Origin of the sequence: Rhodanobacter sp. B2A1Ga4 (genome assembly GCF_018101315.1) — a bacterium.
Lineage (GTDB): Bacteria > Pseudomonadota > Gammaproteobacteria > Xanthomonadales > Rhodanobacteraceae > Rhodanobacter > Rhodanobacter thiooxydans_A.
In genome coordinates this window covers 1,006,843-1,030,816 of record NZ_JADBJR010000001.1, presented here as the reverse complement: position 1 = coordinate 1,030,816, position 23,974 = coordinate 1,006,843, and the positions used below count along the sequence as shown (strand labels likewise).

The following is a 23,974-nucleotide window of genomic DNA, read 5'->3' as shown; positions in this document are numbered from 1 at the left end:
CGTCAATGCACCTTGTCGATGCTGATCTTGATTGGCGTCTTGCTGTCCACCGCGACCACGCCGGCGTCGCCTTCCAGGTCGCCGGGCTGGGCGACCGGCTGGCCGCTGTGGCTGATGCGCGCGCCGACGAAGACGCGCTGGACCGAGGACAGCCGGTAGGCCGGCGTCATCGCCATGGCGTCGTTCAGCGTGACGGTGGTGGGCAACTGCGCCGGATCGAGTTTGGCCACGGCCAGCGGCATCGGCGGGCCGTTCTCGGCACGGGCGTAGACGAACAGTGCGTCACCGGGGGCGAGCTTGTCCTTCAGCGCCGGCGCCAGCGCCACCTGCACCTGCAGTGCGGCACCTTGCGGAGCAGCTGTGGCAGCGCTCGACGATGCGCCGGCCGGCGCGCCGCCAGAGCGGGCGTCGGCCACGGCAATCTGCTCGGCGACCGCCGTGGCCACCTTCGAGCCCGGCTCCAGCTGAGGCTGCAGCAGGCGCCAGGTGGCGGCGGCTTCGCGGTAGGCGCCGCGCTGGAAGTCGCTGATGCCGAGCAGCCACAGGCCGCGCTGGCTGTCCGGGTGCAGTTGCACGGCGCGCTTGAGCAGATCCAGCGCGCGGCCTTCGATCAGGTGGTCGTCGCGCGTCATCGAGTCGTTCTCGGCCCAGCCGATCATCGCCTCGGCGTTGTTCGGGGCGAGCTTGAGCGCGTGGTCGAACGCATCGCGCGCCTCGGCCGGCTGGCGCAGCATGCTGCTGGTCTGGGCCAGCAGCATCCAGCCCTGCAGGTCGTCTGGCTGCTGCTGCAGGTGCGTGCGCAGTTCGGTAAGCGCCTGCTGCATGCTGAGCGGCGCGGCGGCCGCGGCGGTCACCCCGTTCAACGCGGCCGGCGTACCCACCAGCAGGTACAGCGCGCCGGTGCCCAGTGGCAACGCGAGCGCGATCAGCAGGGCCAGCGCGAACACGCTGCGCGGGCGACCGGAGCGGCGACCCTGGCGCATCAGCGGCAGCAACAGCACGGCCAGCGCCACAACGATCATCGCGGCGGCGGCAATGAAAAAAACGGTCTTCACCAGTCGTCCCCGTTGTCGATCGGACCGTTGCCGGCCGGTGTTTCAGTAGTGGTACTGCCGAGCCGGCGGCGCCGGCGGATCGCCACCAGTACCACGCCGGCGCCGCCGAGCAGGATCAGCAGCGGACCGAACCAGAGCAGCCAGGTGCGCGAGGTCAGTGGCGGGTCATACAGCACGAAATCGGAATAGCGCGCGACCAGGTACTGCTTGATCTCCTCGTCGCTGCTGCCCTGCTGCATCATCCGGAAGATCTGGTTGCGCAGGTCGCGCGCGATCGGCGCGTTGGAATCGGCCAGCGTCTCGTTCTGGCACATCGGGCAGCGCAGCTGGTGGGTGAGGTGCTGGAAGCGCAGTTCCTGGGCGTGGTCCTTGAACGGCATCGGCTCGATCGCCTGGGCGTGGGCGACGCCGGCGAACGCGAGCAGCGCCACGAGCAGCATGCGTAGGGGCAGCCGCATCACGGCACCTCCTTCAGCATCGCCGCGATCGCCGGCTTCAGTTCCTTCGCCATCACGTCGGGGGTCAGCGGGCCGATGTGCTTGTAGCGGATCACGCCCTTGGCGTCGACCAGGAAGCTTTCCGGTGCGCCGTACACGCCGAAGTCGATCGCGGTCTGGCCCGGCTCGTCGGCGATCAGCAGGTCGTACGGGTTGCCGTGTTTGGCCAGCCAGGCTTTCGCGTCGGCCGGCGCGTCCTTGTAGTTGTAGCCGACCAGCTGCACGCCCAGGGTCGGGCCTTCGGCAGTCAGCACCGGGTGCTCCACGCCACATTCGATGCACCAGCTGGCAAACACGTTGAGCAGGTAGGGCTTGCCCAGCAGGTCGGCCTTGCTGACCGTCTGCGCGGGCTCGTACAGCTTGGGCAGGTTGAACGCGGGCGCCGGCTTGTTCAGCAGCGGCGTCGGGATCGCGTTCGGATCGTGCTGGGTGTTCCACCAGATGCCGAAGCCGAACAGCCCGACCAGCAGCATGAAACCGATGAACGGAAGCAGGCGACTCATGCGCGCGTTTCCTGTACCTGCAGGCCCTCGGCAGCGGTGGCGCCGGCTTCAGCGGTGACGCTGCGCTTGATGCGGAAGCGCTTGTCGGTGGCGCAGACCAGGCCACCCAGCATCATCAGCAGGCCGCCGGCCCAGATCCAGCGGATGAACGGCTTGTAGTACAGCCGCAACGCCCATGCACCCTCGATGTCGTTGGCATCCATCGGCTCACCCAGCGCCACGTAGAGATCGCGGGTGACGCCGGCGTCCACGGCGGACTCGGTCTGCACCTGGCCGCGCGGGTAGGTGCGTTTCTGCGGGTGCATCACGGCGATCTGTTTTTCGCCGCGGGTCACCGTGACCACGCCCTGGTCGGCGGTCCAGTTCGGGCCGGTGGTGTGGTGCACGCCGTCGAAGCGGAAGTCGTAGCTGCCGATGTGCTGCGTTTCACCCGGCGCCATGCGCACGTCGCGGGTCACGCTGAGCGATTCGGACAGCAGCACGCCGGCCACGAACACGCCCACGCCAAGATGCGCCAGCAGCATGCCGGCCAGCTCGCCGGGATAGCGCCGGCCGCGCGGCGCTTCACGCCAGCGCTTGTAGGCATAGAGCAGCACGCCGACCATGATCCACACGGCGGCGGCCACGCCGACGATCGTCTTCAGGTTTCCCTCGACCAGGAAGGCCGCGATGATGGCGCAGGCCAGCGCGGCGATGAATACGCGCAGCAGCAGGCTCTTGAGTACCGGTGCCTCGCCCTTGCCCCAGCGCAGGAACGGGCCGAACGGCAGCAGCAACACGATCGGCGCCATCAGCAGCGGGAACAGGAAGCCGAAGTAGGGCGGGCCCACCGAGATCCGGCCCAGGTTCAGCGCATCGCCGATCAGCGGGAACAGCGTGCCCAGCAGCACCATCGCCGCGGCCACCGCGAACATCAGGTTGCCGATCAGCAGCACCGTCTCGCGCGACACCACGTTGAACGCCTTGCCGCCGAGCACCTTCGGCGCACGCAGTGCGTACAGCAGCAGCGAGCCGCCGACCACGATGGTCAGGAAGGCCAGGATGAACACGCCGCGGCGCGGGTCGGAGGCGAACGCATGCACCGAGGTGAGCACGCCCGAGCGCACCAGGAAGGTGCCGAGCAGGGACAGCGAGAACGCGAAGATCGACAGCAGGATGGTCCATGCGCGCAGCGAGCCGCGCTTCTCGGTCACCGCCTGCGCGTGGATCAGCGCGGCGCCGACCAGCCACGGCATGAAGCTGGCGTTCTCCACCGGGTCCCAGAACCACCAGCCGCCCCAGCCCAGCTCGGCATAGGCCCACCAGCTGCCGGCGACGATGCCGCAGGTGAGGAAGGCCCAGGCGACGTTGGTCCACGGTCGTGCCCAGCGCACCCACGCCTGTTCCAGCTCGCCGCCGAGCAGCGCGGCGATCGAGAACGCGAACGCCACCGAGAAGCCGACGTAGCCCATGTACAGCATCGGCGGGTGGAAGGTCATGCCCGGGTCCTGCAGCACCGGGTTCAGGTCCGCGCCGTCGCCCGGCATCGGCAGCAGTCGGCCGAACGGGTTGGAAGTGAAGATGATGAAGGCGAGGAAGCCCACCGCGATCAGCCCCATCACGGCGAGCACGCGCGAGGCGAACACCTCGGGCAGCTTCTGGCTGAACGCGGCCAGCGCCACCGTCCATACATTGAGGATCAGGATCCACAGCAGCAGCGAACCCTCGTGCGCGCCCCATACCGCGGCTATGCGGTAGTACCACGGCAGCGCCAGGTTCGAGTTGTCGGCCACGTACTGCACCGAGAAGTCGAAGCGCAGGAACGCCCAGGCCAGGATGCCGAACGCCATCGCCACGAACACCGCCTGGCCGGCCGCGGCCGGGCGCGCCACCGCCATCAGTGCGCGGTTGCTGCGCCATGCGCCGATCAGCGGCAGGATGCTCTGCGCCAGCGCCAGCAACAGGGCGAGGATCAACGCGAGTTGGCCGAGTTCGGGGGTCATGGCTTGGGGTTCCCTTGCATGTTGTTCGGTGCCGCGGCACCTTCTTCGACCCGCTTCCCTTCGTGCGCCTTCGCCATGGCGTCCTTCAGTTCCTTCGGCATGTAGGTCTCGTCATGCTTGGCCAGCACTTCGGTGGCGACGAAGCGGGCGCCGTCCATGTGGCCGGTGGCGATCACCGACTGGTTGTCGCGGAACAGGTCGGGCAGGATGCCGGTGTATTCCACCGGCATCGCGCCGCCGGCGTCGACCACGGTGAAGGTGACCTTGAGCGAGTCGCTGGAGCGCTGGATCGAGCCGGCCTTGACCATGCCGCCGAGGCGGAACGTGTTGTAGCTGGCCGCCTCGCCCGACTGAACCTGGCTCGGGGTGAGCAGGTAGTTCATGTTGTTCTGCAACGCCAGCACGACCAGCACGGCCGCGACGGCTGCCGCGGCGAGGATGGCCAGCACGATGGTGAGCCGGCGCTTGCGGGTGGGATTCATGGGCATGGTGGTCGACCGCCCCGGTCAGGGGGATGCTGGCGTGGAAAGGGGTTTGCGTTCCTGTCGCGCGCTCTGACGCGCCAGGCGGGCACGAAGTTCCGCCAGCACGCGGCGGCGGCGCAGGCGCGGCGCGAGGGTATCGGCGATCAGCACGATGAAGAACAGCGCGTAGGCCGGCCATACATAGGCCGCGTAGCCGCCCATCGCCAGGAAGTGCTGCAGGGCGCTCATCGGCCAGCCTCGTCTTCGGCGATCTTGCGCACCCAGTCCTTGCCGCCTTCCAGCGCCAGCAGGTCGGTGCGTGCGCGACGGAACAGGCTGGCGAGGTAGTAGAACTTGGTCGCCAGGGTCATCGTCAGCAGCGGCCATAACATGTCCGCGGAAATCTTCGACTGGCCGAACACGTTGACTGTGCTGCCCTGGTGCAGGGTGTTCCACCAGTTCACCGAGAAATGCACGATCGGCACGTTGATGATGCCGATGATGGCGAGGAACGCCGCGGCGCGCGCGCCCTGGCGGCGATCCTCGAACGCGTGGTACAGGCCGATCACGCCCAGGAACAGGAACAGCAGCACCAGCTCGGAGGTGAGCCGCGCATCCCAGGTCCACCAGGTGCCCCACATCGGCTTGCCCCACAGCGAGCCGGTGACCAGGGTGATGAAGGTGAACGCCGCGCCGATCGGCGCCGACTCCATCGCCACCACCTCGGCCAGCTTGATCCGCCACACCAGCGCGATGAACGAGGCCACGCCCATCACTGCATAGATGAACATGCTCATCCACGCGCTGGGCACGTGGATGAAGATGATCCGGTAAGCGTCGCCCTGCTGGTAGTCGGCCGGCGCCAGCACCAGCCCGCCGTACAGCGCGACCGCGCCGAGCAGAAGCGCCAGCGCCATCGCCCACGGCTGCAGCGCGCCGGCGAAGCGGTAGAACGTCGGCGGCGAGCCGAGCTTGTGCAACCAGAGCGGAATCCAGCTAGCCATAACCGATCAAGCGTCCAGGGCAATACGAAGGGCCGCCGCGCAGGCCAGTGGCGCCAGCACCACGGCCAGCACCAGCGCGGCCGCGAGCCAGGCGACCGGCGCGAACCATGGCAAACCCTGCTGGGCAGCCGCCACGGCGCCGGCGGCGAAGATCACGGCTGGCACGCAAAGCGGCAGCAACATCAAGGCGAGCAGCATACCAGAGCGCCGGGTGCCGGCCGTCAGCGCGACCAGCACAGCGCCGAGCAGGCTGAGCAGTGGTGTGGCCAGCAGCAGCGCCAGCAGCAGCACCGGGATTACCGCGCCGGGCAGGTGCAGCATCGCGGCCATCAGCGGTGCGATCACGATCAGCGGCAGCGCGGTGGTGATCCAGTGCGCAAGAATTTTCATGCCCAGCATCAGCGCCAGCGGCTGCGGCGCCAGCACCAGTTGTTCCAGCGAACCGTCCTCGATGTCACTGGCGAACATCGCGTCCAGCGCCAGCAGCATCGCCAGCAGTACGGTGACCAGCACCACGCCGCCGGCGATCCGTTGCAGCAGAGTGTCCTCAGGTCCCAGCGCGAACGGGAACAGCATGGTCACGATCAGTGCATACAGCACCGGCATCGCGATGTCTCCGCGCCGGCGCCAGGCGAGGGTGAGATCGCGCCGAAGCATGGCGGCGCAGGCGGGGGCGAGGCCAGGGCGGTTCATCGCTGTGCTCCTTCCCCTGCTTGTCCCAAAGGGACTTCCTTCGGTCGCAGGGGGAGGCTGGGAGGGGGTTCGCTCTTGCACAAGGGCAAGAGCGTTACCCCTCCCCAACCCTCCCCTGCAAGCAGGGGAGGGAGTCCACGCATGGAATGCCCGACGTTAATCATGCATGCGGATCCGTCGCGGCTCGCCGCCATGGAAACTCACCGTGCCGTGGCTGGTGACCATCGCCGCGCCACCGGCGTCGGTGTGGTTTTCCAGCAAGTCGTTCACCAGCGCGATGCCGATGCGGTCAAGGTTCGCGTACGGCTCGTCGAGCAGCCACAAGGTCGCCGGCAGCAACAGCAGCCGGGCCAGCGCGGCGCGCTTTTTCTGGCCGGCGGACAGCCGGCGCACCGGCTCGTCCTCGTAGCCGCGCAGGCCGATCCGGGCCAGCACCGAGGCCACGCTGGCACCATCGCGCGCGCCGTGCAGACCGGCGGCGATGTGCAGGTTCTCGCGTGGGCTGAGATCGGCCTTGAGGCCGAGCTGGTGGCCCAGGAACAGGATCTCGCCGGCGCAGTGGTCGCGCTGCAGTGGTTCGCCGCGCCAGTGCAGTTCGCCGGCGCCGATGTGCAGCAGTCCGGCCAGCATACGCAGCAAGGTGGTCTTGCCGCTGCCGTTGTCGCCCTCGACCAGGGCCAGTTCGCCCGCACGCAGCTGGAAATCCAGCGGCGCGAACACCGGTTCGTCCTGGCGATGGAAACTCAGGGCCCGCGCTTCGAGCAGGGGCGCAGCGGTGCTGGCGGCAGTCATCCCCGTGATTGTCCGCAATGCCGATGGCGCTTGTCCATGCGGCGCGCTGCCGCTGAACCGGTCAATCCAGGGTCCGCAAGAGGGCGGCGCTGCCGGCTTCGCCGTGCACGTAGGCCAGTTGTCCGTGGGTCCTGGCCAGCTTGTCCAGCGCATGGGCGCTCGCGCCGACGACGAACAGGCTGGGCTCGCTCCAGCCGGAAGTTCCCACGCCGAGGGCCGGATGCACGGCGACGCCGGGCTGGTCCTGCAAGGCGGCCAGCAGTTCGCGTTGTGCGGCCAGGTTCTGTGCCGGCGGGCGTCGTCGCGCCTGCGGATTCCACGCCGTGATGAAAGCCCACGGGCGCGAACCGACCGCTTCGGCGAGCTGGGCCGGCAGGGGCAGGTCCACGCGGATCGTCGCCCAGGTCACGGTGTCCAGACAGACGTGGTAGGCCGTGGCGCGAAACGCTTCGAGCAGGGCCTCATCCATGACGCAGCGCCGGTAGCGGGGCCAGCGTGGCGACGAACAGCCGCGCGGCAGCATCGATGTCGATGGCGGCCACGTTCGGGTTTTCGCGCAACAGTTGCTCCAGCAGCTGATCCTGCGCCCGGCCGCGTTCCAGCGCGTAGGCGTAGGGAAGATGGGTGAAGGTGACCATGCGATAGCGCGCCATGTAATGGGTGGGAATGCGTGTGGCCAGCGACGCGCCCAGTTCGCGTTTGGCCAGGTAATGCGGATCGGCCACCGAGTCGCGCATCTCGACGTAGTTTTCCAGCGCCATCGCGGCGATCGCGTCGGCGTTCGGCTGGCGCACGCGCTGGAATTCGGCGAACACCTCGGCGCTGTCGTCCGGCGCCTCGGCCAGCAGGTTTGCCAGCACCACGGTGTCCTCGAAGCCGCAGTTCATGCCCTGGCCGTGGAACGGCACGATCGCGTGGGCGGCGTCGCCGATCAGCAGCGCGCTGCCTTCCAGGTGCCAACGCTCCAGGTACAGCGTGGACAGCGTGCCGACCGGATGGCTGTCGAAATCCGCGGCGAAGCGCGGGATCAGCGGCAGCAGGCCGGGGAACTGTTCGCGGAAGAACGCGGCCGCGGCCGTCGCGTCGGGCAGGCTGGCGAAGCTTGGCGCGGCGCCTTGTGCCGGCAGGAACAGGGTCACCGTGAAACTGCCTTCGGTGTTCGGCAGTGCGATGCACATGTAGCCGCCGCGCGGCCAGATGTGCAGCGCGTGCGGCTCCAGCGCGAACTGGTCGCGGCCGCCGCCGAGCTGCAGCACCGCGGCCGGCAGCTCGCCGGCTGGCGGGATCTCCAATTCCTTGTAGCCGTGGCCGAGCGACTCGATCCGCTCGCCCAGCGGCGCATGCGCGTTCATGGCCGCGCGTACCGCGGAGCCGGCGCCGTCCGCGCCGAGCAGCATGCCGATATCCCGTTCGCGTTCCACGCCGGCCTCGTCGGCGAGCCGGATGCGCTGCCGCCGGAAGTCGGCGCCGACCAGCGACTGGCCGAAGTGGAAGCGCACGCCAACCGCCTCGGCGGCATCCAGCAGCAGCATGTTCAGCGCACCGCGCGAGACCGACCAGATCACCTCGCTGTCGTCCACGCCGTAGCGCTGCAGGCCGCTGTTGCCGTCGCGGTCGTGCACCATGCGCCCGCGCATCATCACTGCGCGCTGCAGCACGTCGTCGGCCAGGCCGGCGCTGCGCAACGCCTGCAGGCCGCGCTCGGCCAGCGCCAGGTTGATCGAGCGACCGCCGGCGAAGCCAGCATGCCGCGGGTCCGCACGCTTCTCGAACACCTCGACGGCGAAACCGCGCTGGGCCAGCTGCTGCGCCAGCAAGGCGCCGACCAGGCCGCCGCCGATGAGGGTGATGGGTTGCTGCGCCATGCTGCGATCCGTGGAAGGAGTCCGCACACTGTTCCGCAAGCGCCGCAGGACTGCAATCCCGGGTAAACCACAGGTTGTGCCGAAGGAGCGCAGCCGGGGCAACGCGCCCGGCAACGAGAAGGGCCGGCCCTGGCGGGCCGGCCCTTCCTGGTCTTACTTGCCGGTTGCTTACTGGCAGGTCACGCCGACGGCGTTGAACGCCGCCGCCACGTCGCTACGGGTGTAGCCGTAGTCGACTGCAGCGGTTTGCACGCCGCAGGCGCCGGAGTTGAACGTGGAAGTGGCCGTCCAGTACATCGCATTGGCGCGTGCGAATACCTCGAAGGCCTTCTTCGTGTTCCAGTTGGCCGTCTTCGCCAGCATGCAGAACGCCTTGTTGTAGACGCCGCTGGAATAGTGCACGTCCATCGAGCTGGTGAAGTTGGCGGCGTTGTCGATCGAGCGGCCGTCCTGGGTCGGCGTGCACATCCAGCGCAGCGCGGTGCCGTTCTTGATGATGTCGGCGCCGACCAGCCAGTCGTTGCCGCCGCGGTCGAAGTACTCGGCCGCTTCGCCGGCCATGTCCGAGAACGCCTCGTTCATGCCGCCGGACTGGCCGGAGTACTGCAGGTTGGAGTGCTGCTCGGTGAAGCCGTGGCTGATTTCGTGGCTGGTCACGTCCAGCGAGGTCAGCGGGTAGAAGTAGCTGGCGCCGTCGCCGAAGTTCATCGACGTGCCGTTCCAGAACGCGTTCTCGTAGTTGCGGCCGTAGTGCACGTTCATCACCAGCGAGAAGCTCAGCGGCGGCGCGCCGAGCCAGGTGTTGTACATGTCATGCACGACGCTGCCGAAGTGGTGCGCGTCGTTGATCGGCGAATAGGCGCCGTTCGCGGCGTCGCCGCTGCTGTTCGGGCAGATGAAGCTCCACAGCGTACCTGTGCGCGTGCTGCCGGCCATGTTGTTGGTCTTCACGTCCGGGTTCTGCATGTAGCAGGTGGAGCCGGACTGGGTGACCGCGAGCGAGGCATAGTCGGTGCCGTAGAGATACTGGCCGGTCTTCAGGTTGCCGCCGGCGCCGGTGGCGAGGGCCGGCGTGCCGGTGCTGCCACCACCGCCGCCCGGCTTGCCCTTGGTGGTGAGGCCTTCCCAGAACTGGATCACTTCCCCGGTGTTGGCGTCGATGATCGCCATCGGGCGCGTCGGGCTGCCACTGCGGTCGACGAAGAACGAAGTGAGGTAGGCGAGGCGGGCGCGGTTGCCTTCGGCGTAGACGTACAGGTCGCTCTTCGCGTTCTGGATGTCGCCGTCCTGGATGCCGTTGACGCCGATGCCGAGCGGCAGCAGGCCGGCATGCGTGCGCAACAGGGCGGCGGCACGGGCGCCGCTGATGGCGGGAGCGACCGAGGCGATGTCGTGGCCGATACCGCGGGAAATTTCGCCGCTGACGCCGAGCACGTTGCCGCTGCCGTCATGTTCCACCACGACGCTGCGGCCGTACACGGGCACGCCGCGGAAGGTCTGTTGTTCGCGGGTCTTCAGGGTCCCCTGGGCAGTACGCATCTGCAAGCGTGGTGACAGCGCGGCGTCGGCTTCCAGGCCGATGCGATTGGCCAGGGCGGCCGGCGCGATCTGGCCCAGGGATTGGGCCTGGACGCGTGCGTGGGTGGCAGCGCCGGCATCGGACATGGCGGCCAGGCCGATGGCGCCCAACAGCGCCGCGGCAAGTGGTTTATGCATCATCTGTGGTTCCCCTCCTCATGATTGGAAAGACGCCCCGGCAGGGCGTCTTGCAGTCCGGTGTGCGCGATGTCCCCCCCAGGACAGATGGGCAACCGGATCGCAGGAAATTACGACCTCTTGCCAGCCTAGGTCAACGCCCGGCAGGTTCCGCGGCTGATATTTCCGGCGACTGGGTCACGCCACGACGCAGGAATCTTCGGCTAGGCCGACTCAGAAGCTCATGAAATAGCCACCGTTCACCGGCAGGTTGGCGCCGGTGATGTAGCTGGCGTCGTCGGCGGCGAGGAAGGCGACGGCGCGGGCGATGTCGGACGGCAGGCCGAGCCGGCCGACCGGGATGTCGGCGATGATCTGCGCGCGGATATCGGCCGGTACGGCGGCGACCATCGGGGTGTCGCAGTAGCCGGGCGAGACGGTGTTGACGGTGACGCCCTTGCGCGCGGTCTCGCGCGCCAGAGCCATGCTGAAGCCGTGCACGCCGGCCTTGGCCGCGGAGTAGTTGGTCTGCCCGAACTGGCCGGTCTGGCCGTTCACCGAGCTGATATTGACGATGCGGCCGAAGCCGCGCGCGGTCATGCCTTCGACCACGTGGCGGCACATGTTGAATACGCCATCGAGGTTCACCCGCATCAGCTCGTGCCATTGCTGCGGCGTCATCTTGCGCAGGCTGGCGTCGCGGGTGATACCGGCGGCGTTGACCAGGATGTCGACGCTGCCGTGCTGCTGTTCAAGGCGGGCGACCAGTTCCTGGCAACTGTCGAAATCGCTGACGTCAGCCGGTTCGAACGTGATGGCACCGTTGCAGTCGGCGACCTCGTCATGGAAAGCCGCCACGCGATCTTCGCGCGAAGCAAGGTCAAGCGCGATCACCCGGCAGCCGGCCCGGGCCAGCTGGCGGCAGATTTCCGTGCCAAGGCCACCGATGCCGCCAGTAACCAGGGCGACGCGCGAACGAGGGTCGGTTTGGCTCATGCCAGTGCATCCATCGGCGGGATCATGCCGCAGGACAGCACGTGCTGTGCTGCAGCGATCGGTGTCAGGGGAAACCAACGGACGGCGCGTCGATGCGCGCCGTCGACCGGGCTGGAATCAGCCGGATTTCTTGCCGCCGCGAGTGCCGGTGCCCGGGGTCGGGATCACCTGGGCGGCAGTATCCATCAGCCCGCGCTGCATGGCCTGGAACGCGGCCAGGTTGCGTTCGGTCAGGTCGTTCAGCGTGTTCCAGGGGGTCTGCCCCATCAGGCTGTTGAGCTGGCTGCGGAACTGCGTCTGCTGGTCGAGGAAGACCTGCAGGCTGCGCTCCAGGTAAGGACCCATGAAGCCCTGCAGCGAATCGCCATAGAAGCGGATGATCTGGCTGAGCAGTTGCGGCGACAGCATCGGCTGCCCCTTGTCCTCGTGCTCGGAGATGATCTGCAGCAGGACCGAACGGGTCAGGTCCTCGCCGCTCTTGGCGTCGCGTACCTCGAAGTCCTCGTTGTCCAGCACCAGCTGGCGGACCTCCTCCAGCGTGATGTAGCTGGAGATTTCCGTGTCGTAGAGACGCCGGTTCGGATACTTCTTGATGGTGCGTTTTGTTTGTGCCATGCGGCGAACGCTAGCAGAAGATATTGCGCCGCACCAGCCGGTGGCCGGTTTTCATGCTGCGGCCGGTGGCCGCAGCATTTCCAGGGGCAGACGCTTCAATGGCCGGCCGCGCCGCCGGCGCTGCCAAACGGCGGTTTGGCGAACCACAGCACCGGAATCAGCAGCACGAACAGGATCGCGCAGGCCCAGAACACGTCGTTCACCGCCAGCGTCAGCGCCTCGCGGGTCAGCAATTGGTCGATCAGGCCCAGGCTCTGTGTGTGCGACAGCCCGCCATGCGTCAGCTGCCCGACGAACCCGGTGGCAGCCGGGTGGCCGGGGCTGACGTACTCGGTCAGCGTCGCGTGGTGCGACTCGCCGCGGTGCTGCCACAAGGTCACCATGATTGCGGTGGATACGCTGGAGCCGATCGTGCGGCAGAAATTGGACAGCCCCGAGGCGCTGGCGATCTGGTCCACCGGCAGGCCGGACAGGTAGACCTGGTTCAGCGGGATGAAGAAGCAGGGGATCGCCAGGCCCATCACGAAGCGTGGCACCACCAGGGCAGAGAACGAGGCGGAGCTGTCGAAGGTGGAGAACCAGTACGCGGTGCCGGCGAACACCAGGAAGGCGAACGTCACCACCGCACGCAGGTCCAGCCGGTGCATGTTCTTGCCCAGCACCGGCGCGATCAGGAACGCCAGCACGCCGACCGGCGCGGTGGCCAGGCCGGCCCAGGTGGCGGTGTAGCCCAGGGTGATCTGCAGCCACAGCGGGAACACCACGTTGATGCCGAAGAACGCGAACATGCCCAGCGACAGGCTGACCACGCCGACGGTGAAGTTGCGTTGCCTGAACAGCGACAGATCCACCACCGGATGTTTCGCATGCAGCTCCCACACGATCAGGAAGGTGATGCAGACCAGCGCGGTGAGGCCCAGCACCAGGATCATCGGCGAGGCGAACCAGTCGTGGTCGTTGCCGTTGTCCAGCATGAATTGCAGCGCGCCCACGCCGACCACCAGCAACAGCAGGCCGATCATGTCGATCGGCGCCTTGTAGGTCTTCGTCTCGCGCTTGCGCAGCAAACCCCAGGTGATCACCGCTGCCGCCAGCCCGACCGGCAGGTTGATGAAGAAGATCCACGGCCACGAGAAGTTGTCGGTCAGCCAGCCGCCCAGGATCGGTCCGAAGATCGGCGCCACCACCACGGTCATCGCCCACAGCGCCAGCGCGATGCCCTGTTTTTCCTTTGGATAATTCGACAGCAGCAGGGTCAGCGACAGCGCCACCATCGGGCCGGAACCGGCGCCCTGCAGCAGGCGGCCGATCACCAGCATCGGCATGCTGGTGGCCAGGCCGCACAGCATCGAGAACACCACGAACAGCAGCACCGAGCCGACGAAGGTCTTCACCTCGCCGAAACGGCGCGCCAGCCAGCCGGTGAGCGGCTGCATGATCGCGCTGGCCAGCGCGTAGGAGCTGATCGTCCAGGTGCCTTCGCTGGGGCTCACGCCGAGGCTGCCGGCGATGTGCGGCACCGCGACGTTGACGATCGTCATGTCCAGCACCTCCATGAAGGTGCTGAACGCGACGGCGATGGTGAGCAGCGCCAGCGGGCCGCCATGCAGCGGCTTCAGCGGGGCGGCGTCGGAGGTGGCGTCGTTCGGCGTGGCGGCCATGGTGTGGTTCAGTTCGCGGCGGTGGCGTGGGGCAGGTTGGCGCGGATGATCCGCTCCGCTTCCGCGTCGGCCTTGCTGGCCATCTGTTCGTAGACGTCGGTCTGCGCCACCGGCTGCTGCGTCGGCGTGTTGGCCAGCACGCTGCCCTGGTCATGGCTGATGTCGACGGTGACGTCGGTGGACAGGCCGATGCGCAGCGGGTGCTTGTCCAGTTCCTGGTTGTCCAGCGCGATGCGCACCGGCACGCGCTGCACCACCTTGATCCAGTTGCCGGTGGCGTTCTGCGCCGGCAGCAGCGAGAACACGCTGCCGGTGCCGGCACCCAGGCCGACCACCTTGCCGTGGTACTCGGCGTCGCTGCCATACAGGTCGGAGACGATCTTCGCCGGCTGGCCGATGCGGATGTGGCGCAGCTGGCCTTCCTTGAAGTTCGCATCGATCCACAGGTCGTGCAGCGGCACCACGGTCATCAGCTGCTGGCCTGGTTGCACGCTGTTGCCCAGCTGCACGCTGCGCTCGGCCACGTAGCCGGACACCGGCGCGTAGATCGCGTTGCGCTGCGCGGCGACCCAGGCGGCGCGGAAGTTCGCGCGGGCCTGCAGCACCACCGGGTTCTGCGCCACGTCGGTGCCTTCGATCGCCGCGTGCGCGGCGGCGGCCTGCGCCTCGGCGGCGTTCACCGCGGCGCGCGCCTGCTCCACGCCGTCGCGCAGATGCTGCACGATCTCCGGCGATTCGGCCTGCGCGGCGATCAGCGGCAGGCGCCGCTGCAGGTCCGCTTCGGCCTTCTTCAGGTCGAGCTTCGCGGCGACCACCTGGGCATCGGCGCCGGTGGCCGAGCTGGTCTGCTGGCGCACGCCGCGCACGGCCTGCGCCAGCGCGCTGCGCGCTTGTGCCAGGCGGGTGTCGGCGTCGGTGCTGTCCAGCTTCACCAGCACCTGGCCGGCCTCGACGTGCTGCGTGTCGTCGGCGAGGATCGCCACCACCGTGCCCGGCACCTGGGCCGAGATCGCCACCTGGTTGCCGCCGACGTAGGCGTTGTCGGTCTTCACCCGGGTCGACAGCACGAAGAACCACAGCAGGAACCACAGCAGTCCGGCCAGGATGAAGATACCGGACACGATCAGCAGTGCGCGGCGGCGTTTGGCCGGGTTCTTCGCGGCCATGCCGCTGTCGCTGGCGTCGACGGAGGACTTGGCGGATTCAGTGGCGCTCATGCTGGGCGGCTCCGGCGGTAACAGAAGAGGAAGGGGAGGTGGCGGCGTCGGCGGTGGCGCGGTAGCCGCCGCCGAGTGCCTTGATCAGGGCCAGGTCGGTACTCACCGCCTGTGCCTGCAACTGGGCGGCGGCGTCGCGTTGCTGCAGCAGCGCGGCTTGCGCGCCCAGGCTTTCGCGCAGGTCGCGCACGCCCTGGCGAGCCCGCGCCTGCGCATTCGCCAGCAGGCGCTGGTCGGCGTCGAGCTGGGCCTGCTGCTCGCGCTGGCGGGCGGCGACCTGCTCGGCGCTCAAGGCTTGCGTCGCCACTTCGCGCGCGGCGGCCAGCACGGTGCTGTCGTACTGCGCCACGGCCGCGTCGAGCCGGGCCTTGCTGACGCCGTAGTTCGCCTCGAGCGCGCCGCCGTTGAAGATCGGCAGGTGCAGCGCCGGGGTCAGCGCGAAGGTGCGGCTGCCGGCGGTGAGCAGCTTGCCCATGTCGATGCTGGACAGGCCGGCCAGGGCGGTGAGGCTGATGTCGGGGAAGAACTCGGCGCGCGCGGCGTCGGTCTGCTTCAGCGCGGCTTCGACCTGCCAGCGGCTGGCGGCGATGTCGGGGCGGCGCGCGATCAGGTCCAGCCCGCCGTTCGCCGGCACGCCACGTTCGATCGTCGGCAGCGGCCGCGGCTGCAGACCGGCCAGGTCGGCCGGCGCCACGCCGAGCAGCGAGGCCAGCGCGGCACGGCGGATCTGCGCCGAGCCGTCGAGCGCCACGCGCATCTCGCGCACCGCGGCCAGCTGGGCGCGGGCCTTCTGCGCTTCATCGGGAAGGTCCACGCCCTGGCGCACGCGCAGCTCGGCGATATCGGCGAACTGCTGCTGCGTGGCCAGCAAGCGGTCGGCCAGCTGCAACCGCGCCTGGTCGGCCTGCCAGCCGAAGTAGGTATCGGCGACGGCGTACTGGATCGCCAGCGCGGCGGCGCTGCGCTGCGCCTCCGCGGCGTGCGCCTGGTCCAGCGCAGCTTCCATCGTCGCGCGCTGCTTGCCCCACCAGTCGAAGTCGTACTGCAACTGCACGCCGAGGTCGGCCTGGTTGTACCAGCTGAAGCCGAGGAACTGGCTGGGGATCAGGCCGTGGTCGCTCAGCCGCTGGCGCGACACCTGCGCGCTGCCGTTGACCGACAGCCCGAGCTGCGCCGCGGCGAGCTTCGCCGACTGCTCGGCGCTCTGCACGCGGCTCTGCGCCAGCGCCAGGTCCGGCGACTGCCGCATGGCGCGATCCATCAGATCGTCCAGTTGCGGGTCGCCGTACTGGCGCCACCATTGGGCGCTTGGCCAGCCGGCGCGAACGGGAGCCTGCAGGCCGGCCAGCGGCACATCTTCGCGCAGCGCCGGCGCGCCGAGCCTGGCCGGCACGGCGGCGCAGCCGGCCAGCGCCAGCACCATTGCGGCGACCAGCACCGTGCGACCGCGGAGCGGGGCATGTTTCATCAGGATGTCCTTCATGGGAGGCGGCTTTCGCCCAGCTGGTCGAGGTTGCCGGCCAGCTTGCGCAGCAGGCGGTCGAGCTGGCGTTTGTCGGTGTCGCTGAAGCCGGCGAACATGGTGGCGACGCGGGGGAACATCGGCGGCAGCATCTTCTGCACGAAGCGCCGCCCGGCCGGGGCGATGCGGATCAGCACGCGGCGGCGGTCCTGTTCGCTGCCGCCGCGGGTGATCAGCCCGCGCTTGACCAGCGTGTTGGCGATGCGGGTCATGTTGGTGGCGCCCTGCGAGGTGTACTCGCACAGCTCGCCCGGGGTCGAGCTGCCGTCCGGGCGGCTGTACAGGATCATCAGGGTCAGGAATTCGCTGTGGTTGAGCTTGTGCGCCTTCAGCTTGAATTCGAGCTCTTCCTCGATGTCGTCGCCCAGCATCAGCATCAGCCGGCACAGCCGTGCTTCGAGCGCAGGTACCTGCGGGATGATCTGGCTGACCCGACCGACGCCTTCGTCCATCATCGTGATGCAGTTTGCCAAGCGTGCCATTTCACTGACTCATAGTTCACCAGTGAAATAAAAATTAGCAGACCCCGATCACCGTTGGCAAGTGACGGATGGCGTGGGTGTCAGTCGAGCTGGAACAGCCGGCGGGCGTTGGCGCTGGTGGCGGCGGCAATCTCCGCTTCCGGCGCGTTGCGCAGCGCCGCGATGCAGCGCAGGACCTCGGTGACGTGGGCCGGTTCGTTGCGCTCGCCGCGGTGGGCGGCGCCGGGCTGGTCCGGGGCGTCGCTTTCCAGCAGCAGAAACTCGATCGGCATCTGCGCCACGATCCGGCGCAGGCGCTGCGCGCGTTCGTAGGTCACCGGGCCGCCGATGCCCAGGTGGAAGCCCAGATCCCACAACTGGCGTGCCTGCTGCTCGCTGCCGGAGAAGCTGTGCACCACGCCGCGCAGCTTGCTACTGCGGCGCAAGGTCAGCGTGACCTCCTCCAGTGCACCGCGGGCGTGCACGATCACCGGCAGGTCATGCTCCTGCGCCAGCTGCAGCTGGCGCGAGAAGTAGTGCCGCTGCAGCTCGCGGTCGAGCCCGTCCACGTGGAAATCCAGACCGATCTCGCCGACCGCCACCGGATGGTTTTCGTTCAGCCAGGAAGACAGCGCGTCGACATGTTCCGGCGCATGCTGCGACAGGAACATCGGGTGCAGCCCGTAGGCAGGGTGCAGCCCGACATGGCGGGCGCAGAGATCGCGGATCGTCGGCCAGCTGCCGGCATCGACGGCAGGAATGACCATCGTGCCAACCCCGGCCAGGCGGGCACGTGCGATGATCGCGTCACGATCGCTGCCGAAGGCGTCGTCATCGAGATGGACGTGACTGTCGACGAGATGAGACATGGTTCGCTTTTCGTGCACTGGCAGAGAGTTCCGCGGCTGCAACGTGAAGATAATGTAACGAGCGTGAGCTAGCTGCGATTCAGTTGAACAACGGTCCAATGGACACGCACGTTATTGCGCTGGTGCGGCAGGCGCCGGCGATGCCGCCAACAACAAACAGAGGAGAGGATTGTGATGAACAGGTTGACAGCCAATGTACTCAATGTCGCCATCGCGGCGGTACTCGCGACTGGCCTCTCGGCCTGCAACCGCAATGCGGACGCAGGCGCTTCCAACGCTTCCGCCGATGCGGGCACCAGTGCGGGCGCGGATGCCGGGGTCAAGTACGCCAAGGTCGTCAGCGTCGACCCGGTGCACTCGACGGTGAACCACCCGAAGCAGGTCTGTCATGACGAGACGGTCACGCATACCGAGCCGCCGAAGGACGAACACCGCATCGCCGGCACCGCGATCGGCGCGGTCGTTGGTGGCCTGGTCGGCAACCAGATCGGCGGCGGCAAGGGCAAGACGCTGGCCACGGTGGCCGGTGCGGTCGGCGGTGGTTATGCCGGCAACCGCATCCAGGCCAGCCGCCAGCACGCCCAGGTGGAATCGACGGTGGAGCGCAAGTGCGAAACCGTCAACGACACCAGCAGCAAGATCGTCGGTTACGACGTCCGCTACGAATACAACGGCGTCACCCGCACCGTGCGGATGGACCACGATCCGGGCGACCGCGTGCAGGTGCAGGAAGGCGTGACGGCCGTGTCCGACGCCCGTTGAAACGACCCAGAAAAGGAAGTGATCCCATGAATGCACTGACCAGCAAGTTCGCCCTGGCCGCTGCGATGAGTGCCGGTCTGGCCCTCGCCGGCTGCGCCTCCGCACCGTACGGCAACAATGGCAACTACAACCGTGGCTACCAGGGGCAGCAGGGCAGCTACGGCTATGGTGATCGCAGCGGCCGCTGCCAGGCTTGTGGCGTGGTGCAGGAGGTGCAGCAGGTCTACATCGATGGCAGCAGCGGCAACGGTGGCACGCTGGGCGCGATCATCGGTGCGGTGGCCGGCGGCGTGCTCGGCAACCAGGTCGGCAAGGGTGATGGCCGCAAGGCCGCCACCGTGGTCGGTGCGGTGGCCGGTGGCGTCGTCGGCAACCAGATCGGCAAGCGCAACAGCGGCAGCGACGTCGCCTGGCGCATCGTGGTGCGGCTGGACAACGGCCAGTACGCCACGGTGACCCAGCGCGAGAACCCCGGCGTGCGCAACGGCGACTATGTCGAGGTACGCGGCGATCAGGTCTATCCGCGTTAAGTAAATACGTCTGGACGTCTGGACGTCTGAATAAAAAGGCCCTCGAAAGAGGGCCTTTTTTATTTCTTTGCCGATGCGCGAATCAGTTCACGGCATAGAACGCATGTTCGCCGATCGTCACGCTGGGGCGGTTGCGCGACCAGGCAGGTGCGATCGCGGTCGTGGCGAAGTGATCGGCGCGCGGTACCAGCATGCGGCGTTGCGCGAGCGGCAGTTGCCAGTTCCGGATCGACGTGCCGGCTACCTGCCATGCCTTGTTGAAGGCTTCCAGGTTGGTGATCTCGAACGAGCCAGGCGTAGTCGTCGTGGCGAACTGGTGAGGCGAAGTCACCACCTTGCACACGGTGTCGCCCCAGCGCCCGCGGTCGCGTCGTCGCAGTGCCACTTCCGCCACGGCGAGCTGGCCGTTGGTCGGTTCGCTGCGTGCCTCGAGATAGACAGTGGTGGCCAGGCAGGCCTGGTCAGCGACGGGCTGGGGCATGAGTGTCGTCAGCCACAACAGCATGGAAAGTTTCATGGTTCTGCCTCCAGCGTGCTGTACGCACAAAGCAGACTGCAGCTTTGTGCGCCGTTGCGGTGGACGGGCGGGCAGGCCGTTCCACCTGGATCAATCACCATGGCCGAAACTTGTGGCCATGGCGCTTTGCCACGGGACTGTGGCGGGTCGAACGACGGGGTTGCGCCGATCGGGGGATTTTGATGTTGTCGGGCGTCGTGCGGCCGTTCGGCCGTGTTGCCTTCGACTACTGCGCACTCGTTGGCTGCGAGGCGTGTTCCATCCGGCGTTGCTGCTACCGGGTCGCGCCGATTCGGATTCTTCCGGTTCGTCGCGTGTATCGGCACCCCGTGTTCCGGATGCCGCGATATTCGATCGGCGGAGCCTAGTGGCGGAATCTGCCGCTGGCAAGTGCCGGGGTGGCGAAGTTTAACTGAGGCTCACGATTCATTGACAAGGTCCACACGCGAAATTCATCTGCGTCGACAGCTATCGCTCACGCTGGCCATGACGCAAGGATTTCGATCGCAAGATCGTCATCGAATGTTTGTGCATGTCCGGTGGTGGCCTGCGCAGCGACGTCATCGCTCAACACGACGAGCGCCTCGATGCCGTCGCCTGTCGTGACGACATCGAGCACGCAGCCGACATCGCGGCCATCACGTCGCAGTGTGTCGCCGGCACTCGCCGCTTGCGACAATCTGACGCAATGCAGGTGTCGTTTGTGCCCGCCGCGAAAATGTAGCCGCGCGACGATTTCCTGGCCCGGATAACAGCCCTTGTCAACGGCGACTGCATGCAGGCGCTGCAGCGACAAGGCCGATGGCAACAGTTCGCCCAGCAGTGGTGTCGGCAACCAGGGCCAGCCTGCGCGCAGTTGCGGCAAGCGCCATGCGTCGTCGCCCACAGCGGAGGCGATGATGCGCAGACTGTGCGTGTCGCAGCCGAGTGACACGGCTTCGCCATCGTCGACGACCGTGTGCAGCGGCAGTGCCGGACCGGTCGCGAGCATGCGCGGCGGCAATGCCGTCACGCCGAGTTTCGAGCGAAACACGAAGCGTCGCAGCGCATCGGCCAGCGTCGTGGCGATGCCTCCGCGCAGCAGCAGCAGGTAGCGCTCGTCGGCAAGCCGGGCCAACTGGAACAGCGCACGCACGCGTCCCTGCGGGTCGAGCCACGCACTGAATTGCCACTGGCCGGTGGCGAGTGAGCTGACTGCGCTGCTGAACTGCGCGTGCGCGAAAGCCGTCGCGTCGGGGCCTTCGATCAACAGGGTTTCGGCAGGATGGTGTGTCGGCATGAGTCAGCCAGAATTGGGGGCAGGTGGCATCGGGCACAAGTGCGATCCGCCAGTCGGGACTTCGCCGGACGTGTCGCATGGTTGTACTGCATTGCCGCAAGTATTAACCTTTGGCGGCTTACAAAAACCATGTCCGATACCTCCTCTCCCGCCGAGTCCACACCTGCCTCCGTTTCGACGGAGACGACTGCCGTGCCCGTCAGGCCGGTGGCGGACAAAGTGTCGGAGGAGAAGCCGGCCCCCGATCCCACGCGTTATGGCGATTGGGAAAAGAACGGGCGCTGTATCGACTTCTGAACGACCGCGCGGCGCTCGTTGTCGTCGCGCATCAGGACAGGGGAAGGTGCGGCATGGACATCAGCGATTCCACACAGGATGGCCGCCATGGCAGATACGCAACGACCGCTCTCCCCGCACCTGCAGGTCTACAGGTGGCAGATACAGATGGTGACCTCCATCCTGCATCGCGCCACCGGCATCGCGCTGGCCATCGGCACTCTGCTGGTGGTGTGGGGGATTCTGGCGCTGGCCTCCGGCGAGGCGGCTTTCGAGCAGTTCAAGACCTGCACCGGCAGTCCCATCGGCCTCATTCTCCTGGTGGGCTGGAGCTGGGCGCTCAGCTATCACCTGTGCAACGGCATCCGTCACCTGGTGCAGGACACCGGTGCCGGTTACGCGATTCCCCAGTTCGTGCGTTCGAGCTGGCTGTCGGTGATCGGTAGCTTCGTGCTCACGATACTCATCTGGGCCTGCGTGCTTGCTCAAGGAGGTGTGGCATGAACCTGCGCGTGGGTACCGACGACGTGCGCAGCCAGCTGCGCCATCCGATGAAGCATGCGCGTGGCCTGGGCTCGGCGCAGCACGGCGTGGATCACTGGTGGGTACAGCGCGTCACCGCCGCCGCGCTGATCGTGCTCGGCCTGTGGTTCCTGGTCACCGTGCTCTCCCTGCTGCACGCCGACTACGCCACGGCGAAGGCCATGGTGGCCAAGCCGTGGAATGCGCTGTTGCTGATACTGTTCGTGGTCACCGCGTTCTGGCATGCCGTGCTCGGCCTGCAGGTGGTGATCGAGGATTACGTGCACACCCGCTGGAAGGAAGTGGTGCTGCTGGTGGCGATCAAGTTCCTCGCGGTGCTGTGCGCGCTCGCGGGCGTGCTGGCCGTGCTGCGCATCGCATTGGGAGTCTGAGACCGTGGAAAGCTACAAGATCCAGCAGCACAAGTACGACGTGGTGGTGGTCGGCGCCGGCGGCGCGGGCCTCCGTGCCACCTTCGGTCTGGCCGAGAAGGGGCTGAAGGCCGCCTGCATCACCAAGGTGTTCCCGACCCGCTCGCATACCGTGGCGGCGCAGGGCGGCATCGCCGCCGCGCTGGGCAACATGGGCGAGGACGACTGGCGCTTCCACTTCTACGACACCGTGAAGGGCGGCGACTGGCTGGGCGACCAGGACGCGATCGAGTACATGTGCAAGAACGCGCCGCAGTCGGTGATCGAACTGGAGCACTACGGCGTGCCGTTCTCGCGTACCGAGGACGGCCACATCTACCAGCGCCCGTTCGGCGGCATGACCACGCATTACGGCAAGGGCACCGCGCAGCGCACCTGCGCCGCGGCCGACCGCACCGGTCACGCGATCCTGCACACGCTGTACCAGCAGGCGCTGGCGCACGACGCCACGTTCTTCGTCGAATACTTCGCCACCGACCTGATCTTCGACGAGGAAGGCGTCTGCGGCGGCGTGCTGGCGCTGGACATGAACGAGGGCACGCTGCACGTGTTCCGCGGCCAGGCCGTGGTGCTGGCCACCGGCGGCTATGGCCGCGCCTACTTCAGCGCCACCTCGGCGCACACCTGCACCGGCGACGGCGGCGGCATGGTGCTGCGTGCCGGCCTGGCGTTGCAGGATCTGGAGTTCGTGCAGTTCCACCCCACCGGCATCTACGGCGCCGGCTGCCTGATCACCGAGGGCGTGCGTGGCGAGGGTGGCTACCTCACCAATTCCAAGGGCGAGCGCTTCATGGAGCGCTACGCGCCCAGCGCGAAGGACCTGGCTTCGCGCGACGTGGTCAGCCGCGCCATCACCATCGAGATCCGCGAAGGCCGCGGCGTGGGCGAGCACAAGGACCACGCCTTCCTCAACCTGATGCACCTCGGCCCCGAGGTGATCCACGAGCGGCTGCCCGGCATCGCCGAGTCGGCGCGCATCTTCGCCGGCGTGGACGTGACCCGCGAGCCGATCCCGATCCTGCCCACCGTGCACTACAACATGGGCGGCATCCCCACCAATTACCACGGCGAAGTGGTGCAGAAGAAGGGTGACGACGTCGACGCCGTCGTGCCGGGCCTGTTTGCCATCGGCGAAGCGGCCTGCGTATCGGTGCATGGCGGCAACCGCCTGGGCTCCAACTCGCTGCTCGACCTGGTGGTGTTCGGCCGCGCGGTGGCGCATCGCTGCGCCGAACTCATCCAGCCCGGTGCCGCGCACAAGGATCTGCCGGCCAGCGCGCTGGACAAGGCGCTGGCCCGCTTCGACGGCCTGCGCCACGCCGATGGCGAACTATCCACTGCGCAGATCCGCCTCGACATGCAGCGCACCATGCAGGCCGACGCCGCGGTGTTCCGCACCGGCGAGACGCTGAAGGAAGGCTGCGCGAAGATCGACAAGGTGCACGCCTCGTTCCAGCAGGTGAAGGTCAGTGACCGTTCGCTGGTGTGGAACTCCGACCTGATCGAGACGCTGGAGCTGGCCAACCTGCTCGACCAGGCGGTGGGCACCATGCACTCGGCCGAGCAGCGTCCGGAGAGCCGCGGCGCCCATGCGCGCGAGGACTTCCCCGATCGCAACGACGCCGAGTGGATGAAACATACCCTGGTCAAGGTGGACGAGCACGGCAAGACCAGCTTCGACTACCGCCCGGTGCACATGTTCACCCTCTCCGACGAGGTCGAAGTGGTGCCGCCGAAGAAGCGCGTTTACTGATATCCGGACTGGA

27 protein-coding genes are annotated in these 23,974 nt (G+C 67.6%); 6 read left to right on the top strand and 21 right to left on the bottom strand.

Features of this window, described 5'->3' with window-relative positions; translation table 11 throughout:
* Positions 1 to 2: 2 nt before the first annotated feature.
* From IMW82_RS04780 to IMW82_RS04690, 19 genes are all read right to left on the bottom strand, one after another.
* Positions 3 to 1,055 (bottom strand): tetratricopeptide repeat protein, encoded by a 1,053-nt coding sequence (locus tag IMW82_RS04780; protein WP_108472621.1) that lies wholly within the window; start codon positions 1,053 to 1,055, stop codon positions 3 to 5.
* Positions 1,052 to 1,513 (bottom strand): cytochrome c-type biogenesis protein, encoded by a 462-nt coding sequence (locus IMW82_RS04775; RefSeq protein WP_234411374.1) that lies wholly within the window; start codon positions 1,511 to 1,513, stop codon positions 1,052 to 1,054. Before IMW82_RS04775 ends, IMW82_RS04780 begins: the two co-directional genes overlap by 4 nt.
* Positions 1,513 to 2,055 carry a DsbE family thiol:disulfide interchange protein gene (locus tag IMW82_RS04770; protein WP_108472623.1) on the bottom strand — a complete coding sequence of 181 codons (543 nt, stop codon included), beginning with the start codon at positions 2,053 to 2,055 and terminating at the stop codon, positions 1,513 to 1,515. Before IMW82_RS04770 ends, IMW82_RS04775 begins: the two co-directional genes overlap by 1 nt.
* Positions 2,052 to 4,037, bottom strand: a complete 1,986-nt coding sequence (locus tag IMW82_RS04765) for a heme lyase CcmF/NrfE family subunit (RefSeq protein ID WP_108472624.1) — start codon at positions 4,035 to 4,037, stop codon at positions 2,052 to 2,054. The genes IMW82_RS04770 and IMW82_RS04765 overlap by 4 nt, the downstream gene beginning before the upstream one ends.
* Positions 4,034 to 4,519, bottom strand: a complete 486-nt coding sequence (ccmE, locus tag IMW82_RS04760) for a cytochrome c maturation protein CcmE (RefSeq protein ID WP_108472625.1) — start codon at positions 4,517 to 4,519, stop codon at positions 4,034 to 4,036. Before ccmE ends, IMW82_RS04765 begins: the two co-directional genes overlap by 4 nt.
* A 24-nt stretch (positions 4,520 to 4,543) precedes the next feature.
* Positions 4,544 to 4,750, bottom strand: a complete 207-nt coding sequence (gene ccmD / locus IMW82_RS04755) for a heme exporter protein CcmD (protein WP_108472626.1) — start codon at positions 4,748 to 4,750, stop codon at positions 4,544 to 4,546.
* Positions 4,747 to 5,505: a heme ABC transporter permease gene (locus IMW82_RS04750; RefSeq protein ID WP_108472627.1), complete on the bottom strand. Its 759-nt coding sequence runs from the start codon at positions 5,503 to 5,505 to the stop codon at positions 4,747 to 4,749. The genes ccmD and IMW82_RS04750 overlap by 4 nt, the downstream gene beginning before the upstream one ends.
* Positions 5,506 to 5,511: 6 nt before the next feature.
* Entirely contained in the window at positions 5,512 to 6,198 is a 687-nt protein-coding gene (gene ccmB, locus IMW82_RS04745; RefSeq protein ID WP_108472628.1) for a heme exporter protein CcmB, read from the bottom strand.
* Between the two features lie 156 nt (positions 6,199 to 6,354).
* A complete protein-coding gene (gene ccmA / locus IMW82_RS04740) occupies positions 6,355 to 6,990 on the bottom strand; it encodes a cytochrome c biogenesis heme-transporting ATPase CcmA (protein WP_108473091.1) in 636 nt (211 codons plus the stop codon).
* Between the two features lie 61 nt (positions 6,991 to 7,051).
* Positions 7,052 to 7,459, bottom strand: a complete 408-nt coding sequence (locus IMW82_RS04735; protein WP_108473101.1) for a DUF3293 domain-containing protein — start codon at positions 7,457 to 7,459, stop codon at positions 7,052 to 7,054.
* On the bottom strand, positions 7,452 to 8,855 hold the full coding sequence (locus tag IMW82_RS04730) for an NAD(P)/FAD-dependent oxidoreductase (RefSeq protein ID WP_108473090.1): 1,404 nt from the start codon (positions 8,853 to 8,855) through the stop codon (positions 7,452 to 7,454). The genes IMW82_RS04735 and IMW82_RS04730 overlap by 8 nt, the downstream gene beginning before the upstream one ends.
* Before the next feature lie 168 nt (positions 8,856 to 9,023).
* Positions 9,024 to 10,574: a M4 family metallopeptidase gene (locus tag IMW82_RS04725; protein ID WP_108473089.1), complete on the bottom strand. Its 1,551-nt coding sequence runs from the start codon at positions 10,572 to 10,574 to the stop codon at positions 9,024 to 9,026.
* Between the two features lie 210 nt (positions 10,575 to 10,784).
* Positions 10,785 to 11,546: an acetoacetyl-CoA reductase gene (gene phbB / locus IMW82_RS04720; RefSeq protein WP_108473088.1), complete on the bottom strand. Its 762-nt coding sequence runs from the start codon at positions 11,544 to 11,546 to the stop codon at positions 10,785 to 10,787.
* 117 nt (positions 11,547 to 11,663) lie between these two features.
* The gene (gene phaR, locus IMW82_RS04715; protein WP_108473087.1) at positions 11,664 to 12,161 is read right to left on the bottom strand and encodes a polyhydroxyalkanoate synthesis repressor PhaR; all 498 of its coding nucleotides are present in this window, start codon (positions 12,159 to 12,161) and stop codon (positions 11,664 to 11,666) included.
* Positions 12,162 to 12,256: 95 nt separating this feature from the next.
* Positions 12,257 to 13,822, bottom strand: a complete 1,566-nt coding sequence (locus IMW82_RS04710) for a DHA2 family efflux MFS transporter permease subunit (protein ID WP_108473086.1) — start codon at positions 13,820 to 13,822, stop codon at positions 12,257 to 12,259.
* Between the two features lie 8 nt (positions 13,823 to 13,830).
* On the bottom strand, positions 13,831 to 15,039 hold the full coding sequence (locus IMW82_RS04705; protein WP_108473085.1) for an HlyD family efflux transporter periplasmic adaptor subunit: 1,209 nt from the start codon (positions 15,037 to 15,039) through the stop codon (positions 13,831 to 13,833).
* The gene (locus tag IMW82_RS04700; RefSeq protein WP_211003995.1) at positions 15,026 to 16,507 is read right to left on the bottom strand and encodes an efflux transporter outer membrane subunit; all 1,482 of its coding nucleotides are present in this window, start codon (positions 16,505 to 16,507) and stop codon (positions 15,026 to 15,028) included. Before IMW82_RS04700 ends, IMW82_RS04705 begins: the two co-directional genes overlap by 14 nt.
* An 11-nt stretch (positions 16,508 to 16,518) precedes the next feature.
* On the bottom strand, positions 16,519 to 17,043 hold the full coding sequence (locus IMW82_RS04695; protein ID WP_211003994.1) for a MarR family transcriptional regulator: 525 nt from the start codon (positions 17,041 to 17,043) through the stop codon (positions 16,519 to 16,521).
* Between the two features lie 80 nt (positions 17,044 to 17,123).
* Positions 17,124 to 17,891 (bottom strand): TatD family hydrolase, encoded by a 768-nt coding sequence (locus tag IMW82_RS04690; protein WP_211003993.1) that lies wholly within the window; start codon positions 17,889 to 17,891, stop codon positions 17,124 to 17,126.
* Between the two features lie 174 nt (positions 17,892 to 18,065).
* Here IMW82_RS04690 and IMW82_RS04685 point away from each other — a divergent pair, with 174 nt between their 5' ends.
* Together IMW82_RS04685 and IMW82_RS04680 are read left to right on the top strand one after the other, a co-directional pair.
* Positions 18,066 to 18,653, top strand: coding sequence for a glycine zipper 2TM domain-containing protein (locus IMW82_RS04685; RefSeq protein ID WP_211003992.1), 588 nt, complete (start codon positions 18,066 to 18,068; stop codon positions 18,651 to 18,653).
* A 26-nt stretch (positions 18,654 to 18,679) separates the two neighbouring features.
* Complete coding sequence (locus tag IMW82_RS04680) at positions 18,680 to 19,183, top strand: glycine zipper 2TM domain-containing protein (RefSeq protein WP_108473082.1); 504 nt, start codon at positions 18,680 to 18,682, stop codon at positions 19,181 to 19,183.
* 82 nt (positions 19,184 to 19,265) lie between these two features.
* On the opposite strand, the gene IMW82_RS04675 is transcribed toward IMW82_RS04680, so the two are convergent.
* Together IMW82_RS04675 and IMW82_RS04670 are read right to left on the bottom strand one after the other, a co-directional pair.
* Positions 19,266 to 19,700 carry a cell wall hydrolase gene (locus tag IMW82_RS04675; RefSeq protein ID WP_234411398.1) on the bottom strand — a complete coding sequence of 145 codons (435 nt, stop codon included), beginning with the start codon at positions 19,698 to 19,700 and terminating at the stop codon, positions 19,266 to 19,268.
* A gap of 475 nt (positions 19,701 to 20,175) precedes the next feature.
* The gene (locus IMW82_RS04670) at positions 20,176 to 20,979 is read right to left on the bottom strand and encodes a folate-binding protein YgfZ (protein ID WP_211003991.1); all 804 of its coding nucleotides are present in this window, start codon (positions 20,977 to 20,979) and stop codon (positions 20,176 to 20,178) included.
* On the opposite strand from IMW82_RS04670, the gene IMW82_RS17945 reads away from it, so the two are divergent.
* From IMW82_RS17945 to sdhA, 4 genes are all read left to right on the top strand, one after another.
* Positions 20,965 to 21,276, top strand: coding sequence for a DUF1674 domain-containing protein (locus IMW82_RS17945; RefSeq protein ID WP_345777116.1), 312 nt, complete (start codon positions 20,965 to 20,967; stop codon positions 21,274 to 21,276). The genes IMW82_RS04670 and IMW82_RS17945 overlap by 15 nt on opposite strands.
* An 87-nt stretch (positions 21,277 to 21,363) precedes the next feature.
* Positions 21,364 to 21,759, top strand: a complete 396-nt coding sequence (gene sdhC, locus IMW82_RS04660; protein WP_211003989.1) for a succinate dehydrogenase, cytochrome b556 subunit — start codon at positions 21,364 to 21,366, stop codon at positions 21,757 to 21,759.
* Entirely contained in the window at positions 21,756 to 22,169 is a 414-nt protein-coding gene (gene sdhD / locus IMW82_RS04655; RefSeq protein ID WP_108473078.1) for a succinate dehydrogenase, hydrophobic membrane anchor protein, read from the top strand. Before sdhC ends, sdhD begins: the two co-directional genes overlap by 4 nt.
* Before the next feature lie 4 nt (positions 22,170 to 22,173).
* The gene (sdhA, locus tag IMW82_RS04650; RefSeq protein ID WP_211003988.1) at positions 22,174 to 23,961 is read left to right on the top strand and encodes a succinate dehydrogenase flavoprotein subunit; all 1,788 of its coding nucleotides are present in this window, start codon (positions 22,174 to 22,176) and stop codon (positions 23,959 to 23,961) included.
* Positions 23,962 to 23,974: the final 13 nt, after the last annotated feature.

Excerpts from the sequence above, each read along its gene's own strand:
- IMW82_RS04775 (WP_234411374.1), bottom strand. The coding sequence starts at position 1,513 with ATGCGGCTGCCCCTACGCATGCTGCTCGTGGCGCTGCTCGCGTTCGCC.
- IMW82_RS04770 (WP_108472623.1), bottom strand. The coding sequence starts at position 2,055 with ATGAGTCGCCTGCTTCCGTTCATCGGTTTCATGCTGCTGGTCGGGCTG.
- IMW82_RS04765 (WP_108472624.1), bottom strand. The coding sequence starts at position 4,037 with ATGACCCCCGAACTCGGCCAACTCGCGTTGATCCTCGCCCTGTTGCTG.
- ccmE (WP_108472625.1), bottom strand. The coding sequence starts at position 4,519 with ATGAATCCCACCCGCAAGCGCCGGCTCACCATCGTGCTGGCCATCCTC.
- ccmD (WP_108472626.1), bottom strand. The coding sequence starts at position 4,750 with ATGAGCGCCCTGCAGCACTTCCTGGCGATGGGCGGCTACGCGGCCTAT.
- IMW82_RS04750 (WP_108472627.1), bottom strand. The coding sequence starts at position 5,505 with ATGGCTAGCTGGATTCCGCTCTGGTTGCACAAGCTCGGCTCGCCGCCG.
- ccmB (WP_108472628.1), bottom strand. The coding sequence starts at position 6,198 with ATGAACCGCCCTGGCCTCGCCCCCGCCTGCGCCGCCATGCTTCGGCGC.
- ccmA (WP_108473091.1), bottom strand. The coding sequence starts at position 6,990 with ATGACTGCCGCCAGCACCGCTGCGCCCCTGCTCGAAGCGCGGGCCCTG.
- IMW82_RS04735 (WP_108473101.1), bottom strand. The coding sequence starts at position 7,459 with ATGGATGAGGCCCTGCTCGAAGCGTTTCGCGCCACGGCCTACCACGTC.
- IMW82_RS04730 (WP_108473090.1), bottom strand. The coding sequence starts at position 8,855 with ATGGCGCAGCAACCCATCACCCTCATCGGCGGCGGCCTGGTCGGCGCC.
- IMW82_RS04725 (WP_108473089.1), bottom strand. The coding sequence starts at position 10,574 with ATGATGCATAAACCACTTGCCGCGGCGCTGTTGGGCGCCATCGGCCTG.
- phbB (WP_108473088.1), bottom strand. The coding sequence starts at position 11,546 with ATGAGCCAAACCGACCCTCGTTCGCGCGTCGCCCTGGTTACTGGCGGC.
- phaR (WP_108473087.1), bottom strand. The coding sequence starts at position 12,161 with ATGGCACAAACAAAACGCACCATCAAGAAGTATCCGAACCGGCGTCTC.
- IMW82_RS04710 (WP_108473086.1), bottom strand. The coding sequence starts at position 13,822 with ATGGCCGCCACGCCGAACGACGCCACCTCCGACGCCGCCCCGCTGAAG.
- IMW82_RS04705 (WP_108473085.1), bottom strand. The coding sequence starts at position 15,039 with ATGAGCGCCACTGAATCCGCCAAGTCCTCCGTCGACGCCAGCGACAGC.
- IMW82_RS04700 (WP_211003995.1), bottom strand. The coding sequence starts at position 16,507 with ATGAAACATGCCCCGCTCCGCGGTCGCACGGTGCTGGTCGCCGCAATG.
- IMW82_RS04695 (WP_211003994.1), bottom strand. The coding sequence starts at position 17,043 with ATGGCACGCTTGGCAAACTGCATCACGATGATGGACGAAGGCGTCGGT.
- IMW82_RS04690 (WP_211003993.1), bottom strand. The coding sequence starts at position 17,891 with ATGTCTCATCTCGTCGACAGTCACGTCCATCTCGATGACGACGCCTTC.
- IMW82_RS04685 (WP_211003992.1), top strand. The coding sequence starts at position 18,066 with ATGAACAGGTTGACAGCCAATGTACTCAATGTCGCCATCGCGGCGGTA.
- IMW82_RS04680 (WP_108473082.1), top strand. The coding sequence starts at position 18,680 with ATGAATGCACTGACCAGCAAGTTCGCCCTGGCCGCTGCGATGAGTGCC.
- IMW82_RS04675 (WP_234411398.1), bottom strand. The coding sequence starts at position 19,700 with ATGAAACTTTCCATGCTGTTGTGGCTGACGACACTCATGCCCCAGCCC.
- IMW82_RS17945 (WP_345777116.1), top strand. The coding sequence starts at position 20,965 with ATGGTGTGTCGGCATGAGTCAGCCAGAATTGGGGGCAGGTGGCATCGG.
- IMW82_RS04670 (WP_211003991.1), bottom strand. The coding sequence starts at position 20,979 with ATGCCGACACACCATCCTGCCGAAACCCTGTTGATCGAAGGCCCCGAC.
- sdhC (WP_211003989.1), top strand. The coding sequence starts at position 21,364 with ATGGCAGATACGCAACGACCGCTCTCCCCGCACCTGCAGGTCTACAGG.
- sdhD (WP_108473078.1), top strand. The coding sequence starts at position 21,756 with ATGAACCTGCGCGTGGGTACCGACGACGTGCGCAGCCAGCTGCGCCAT.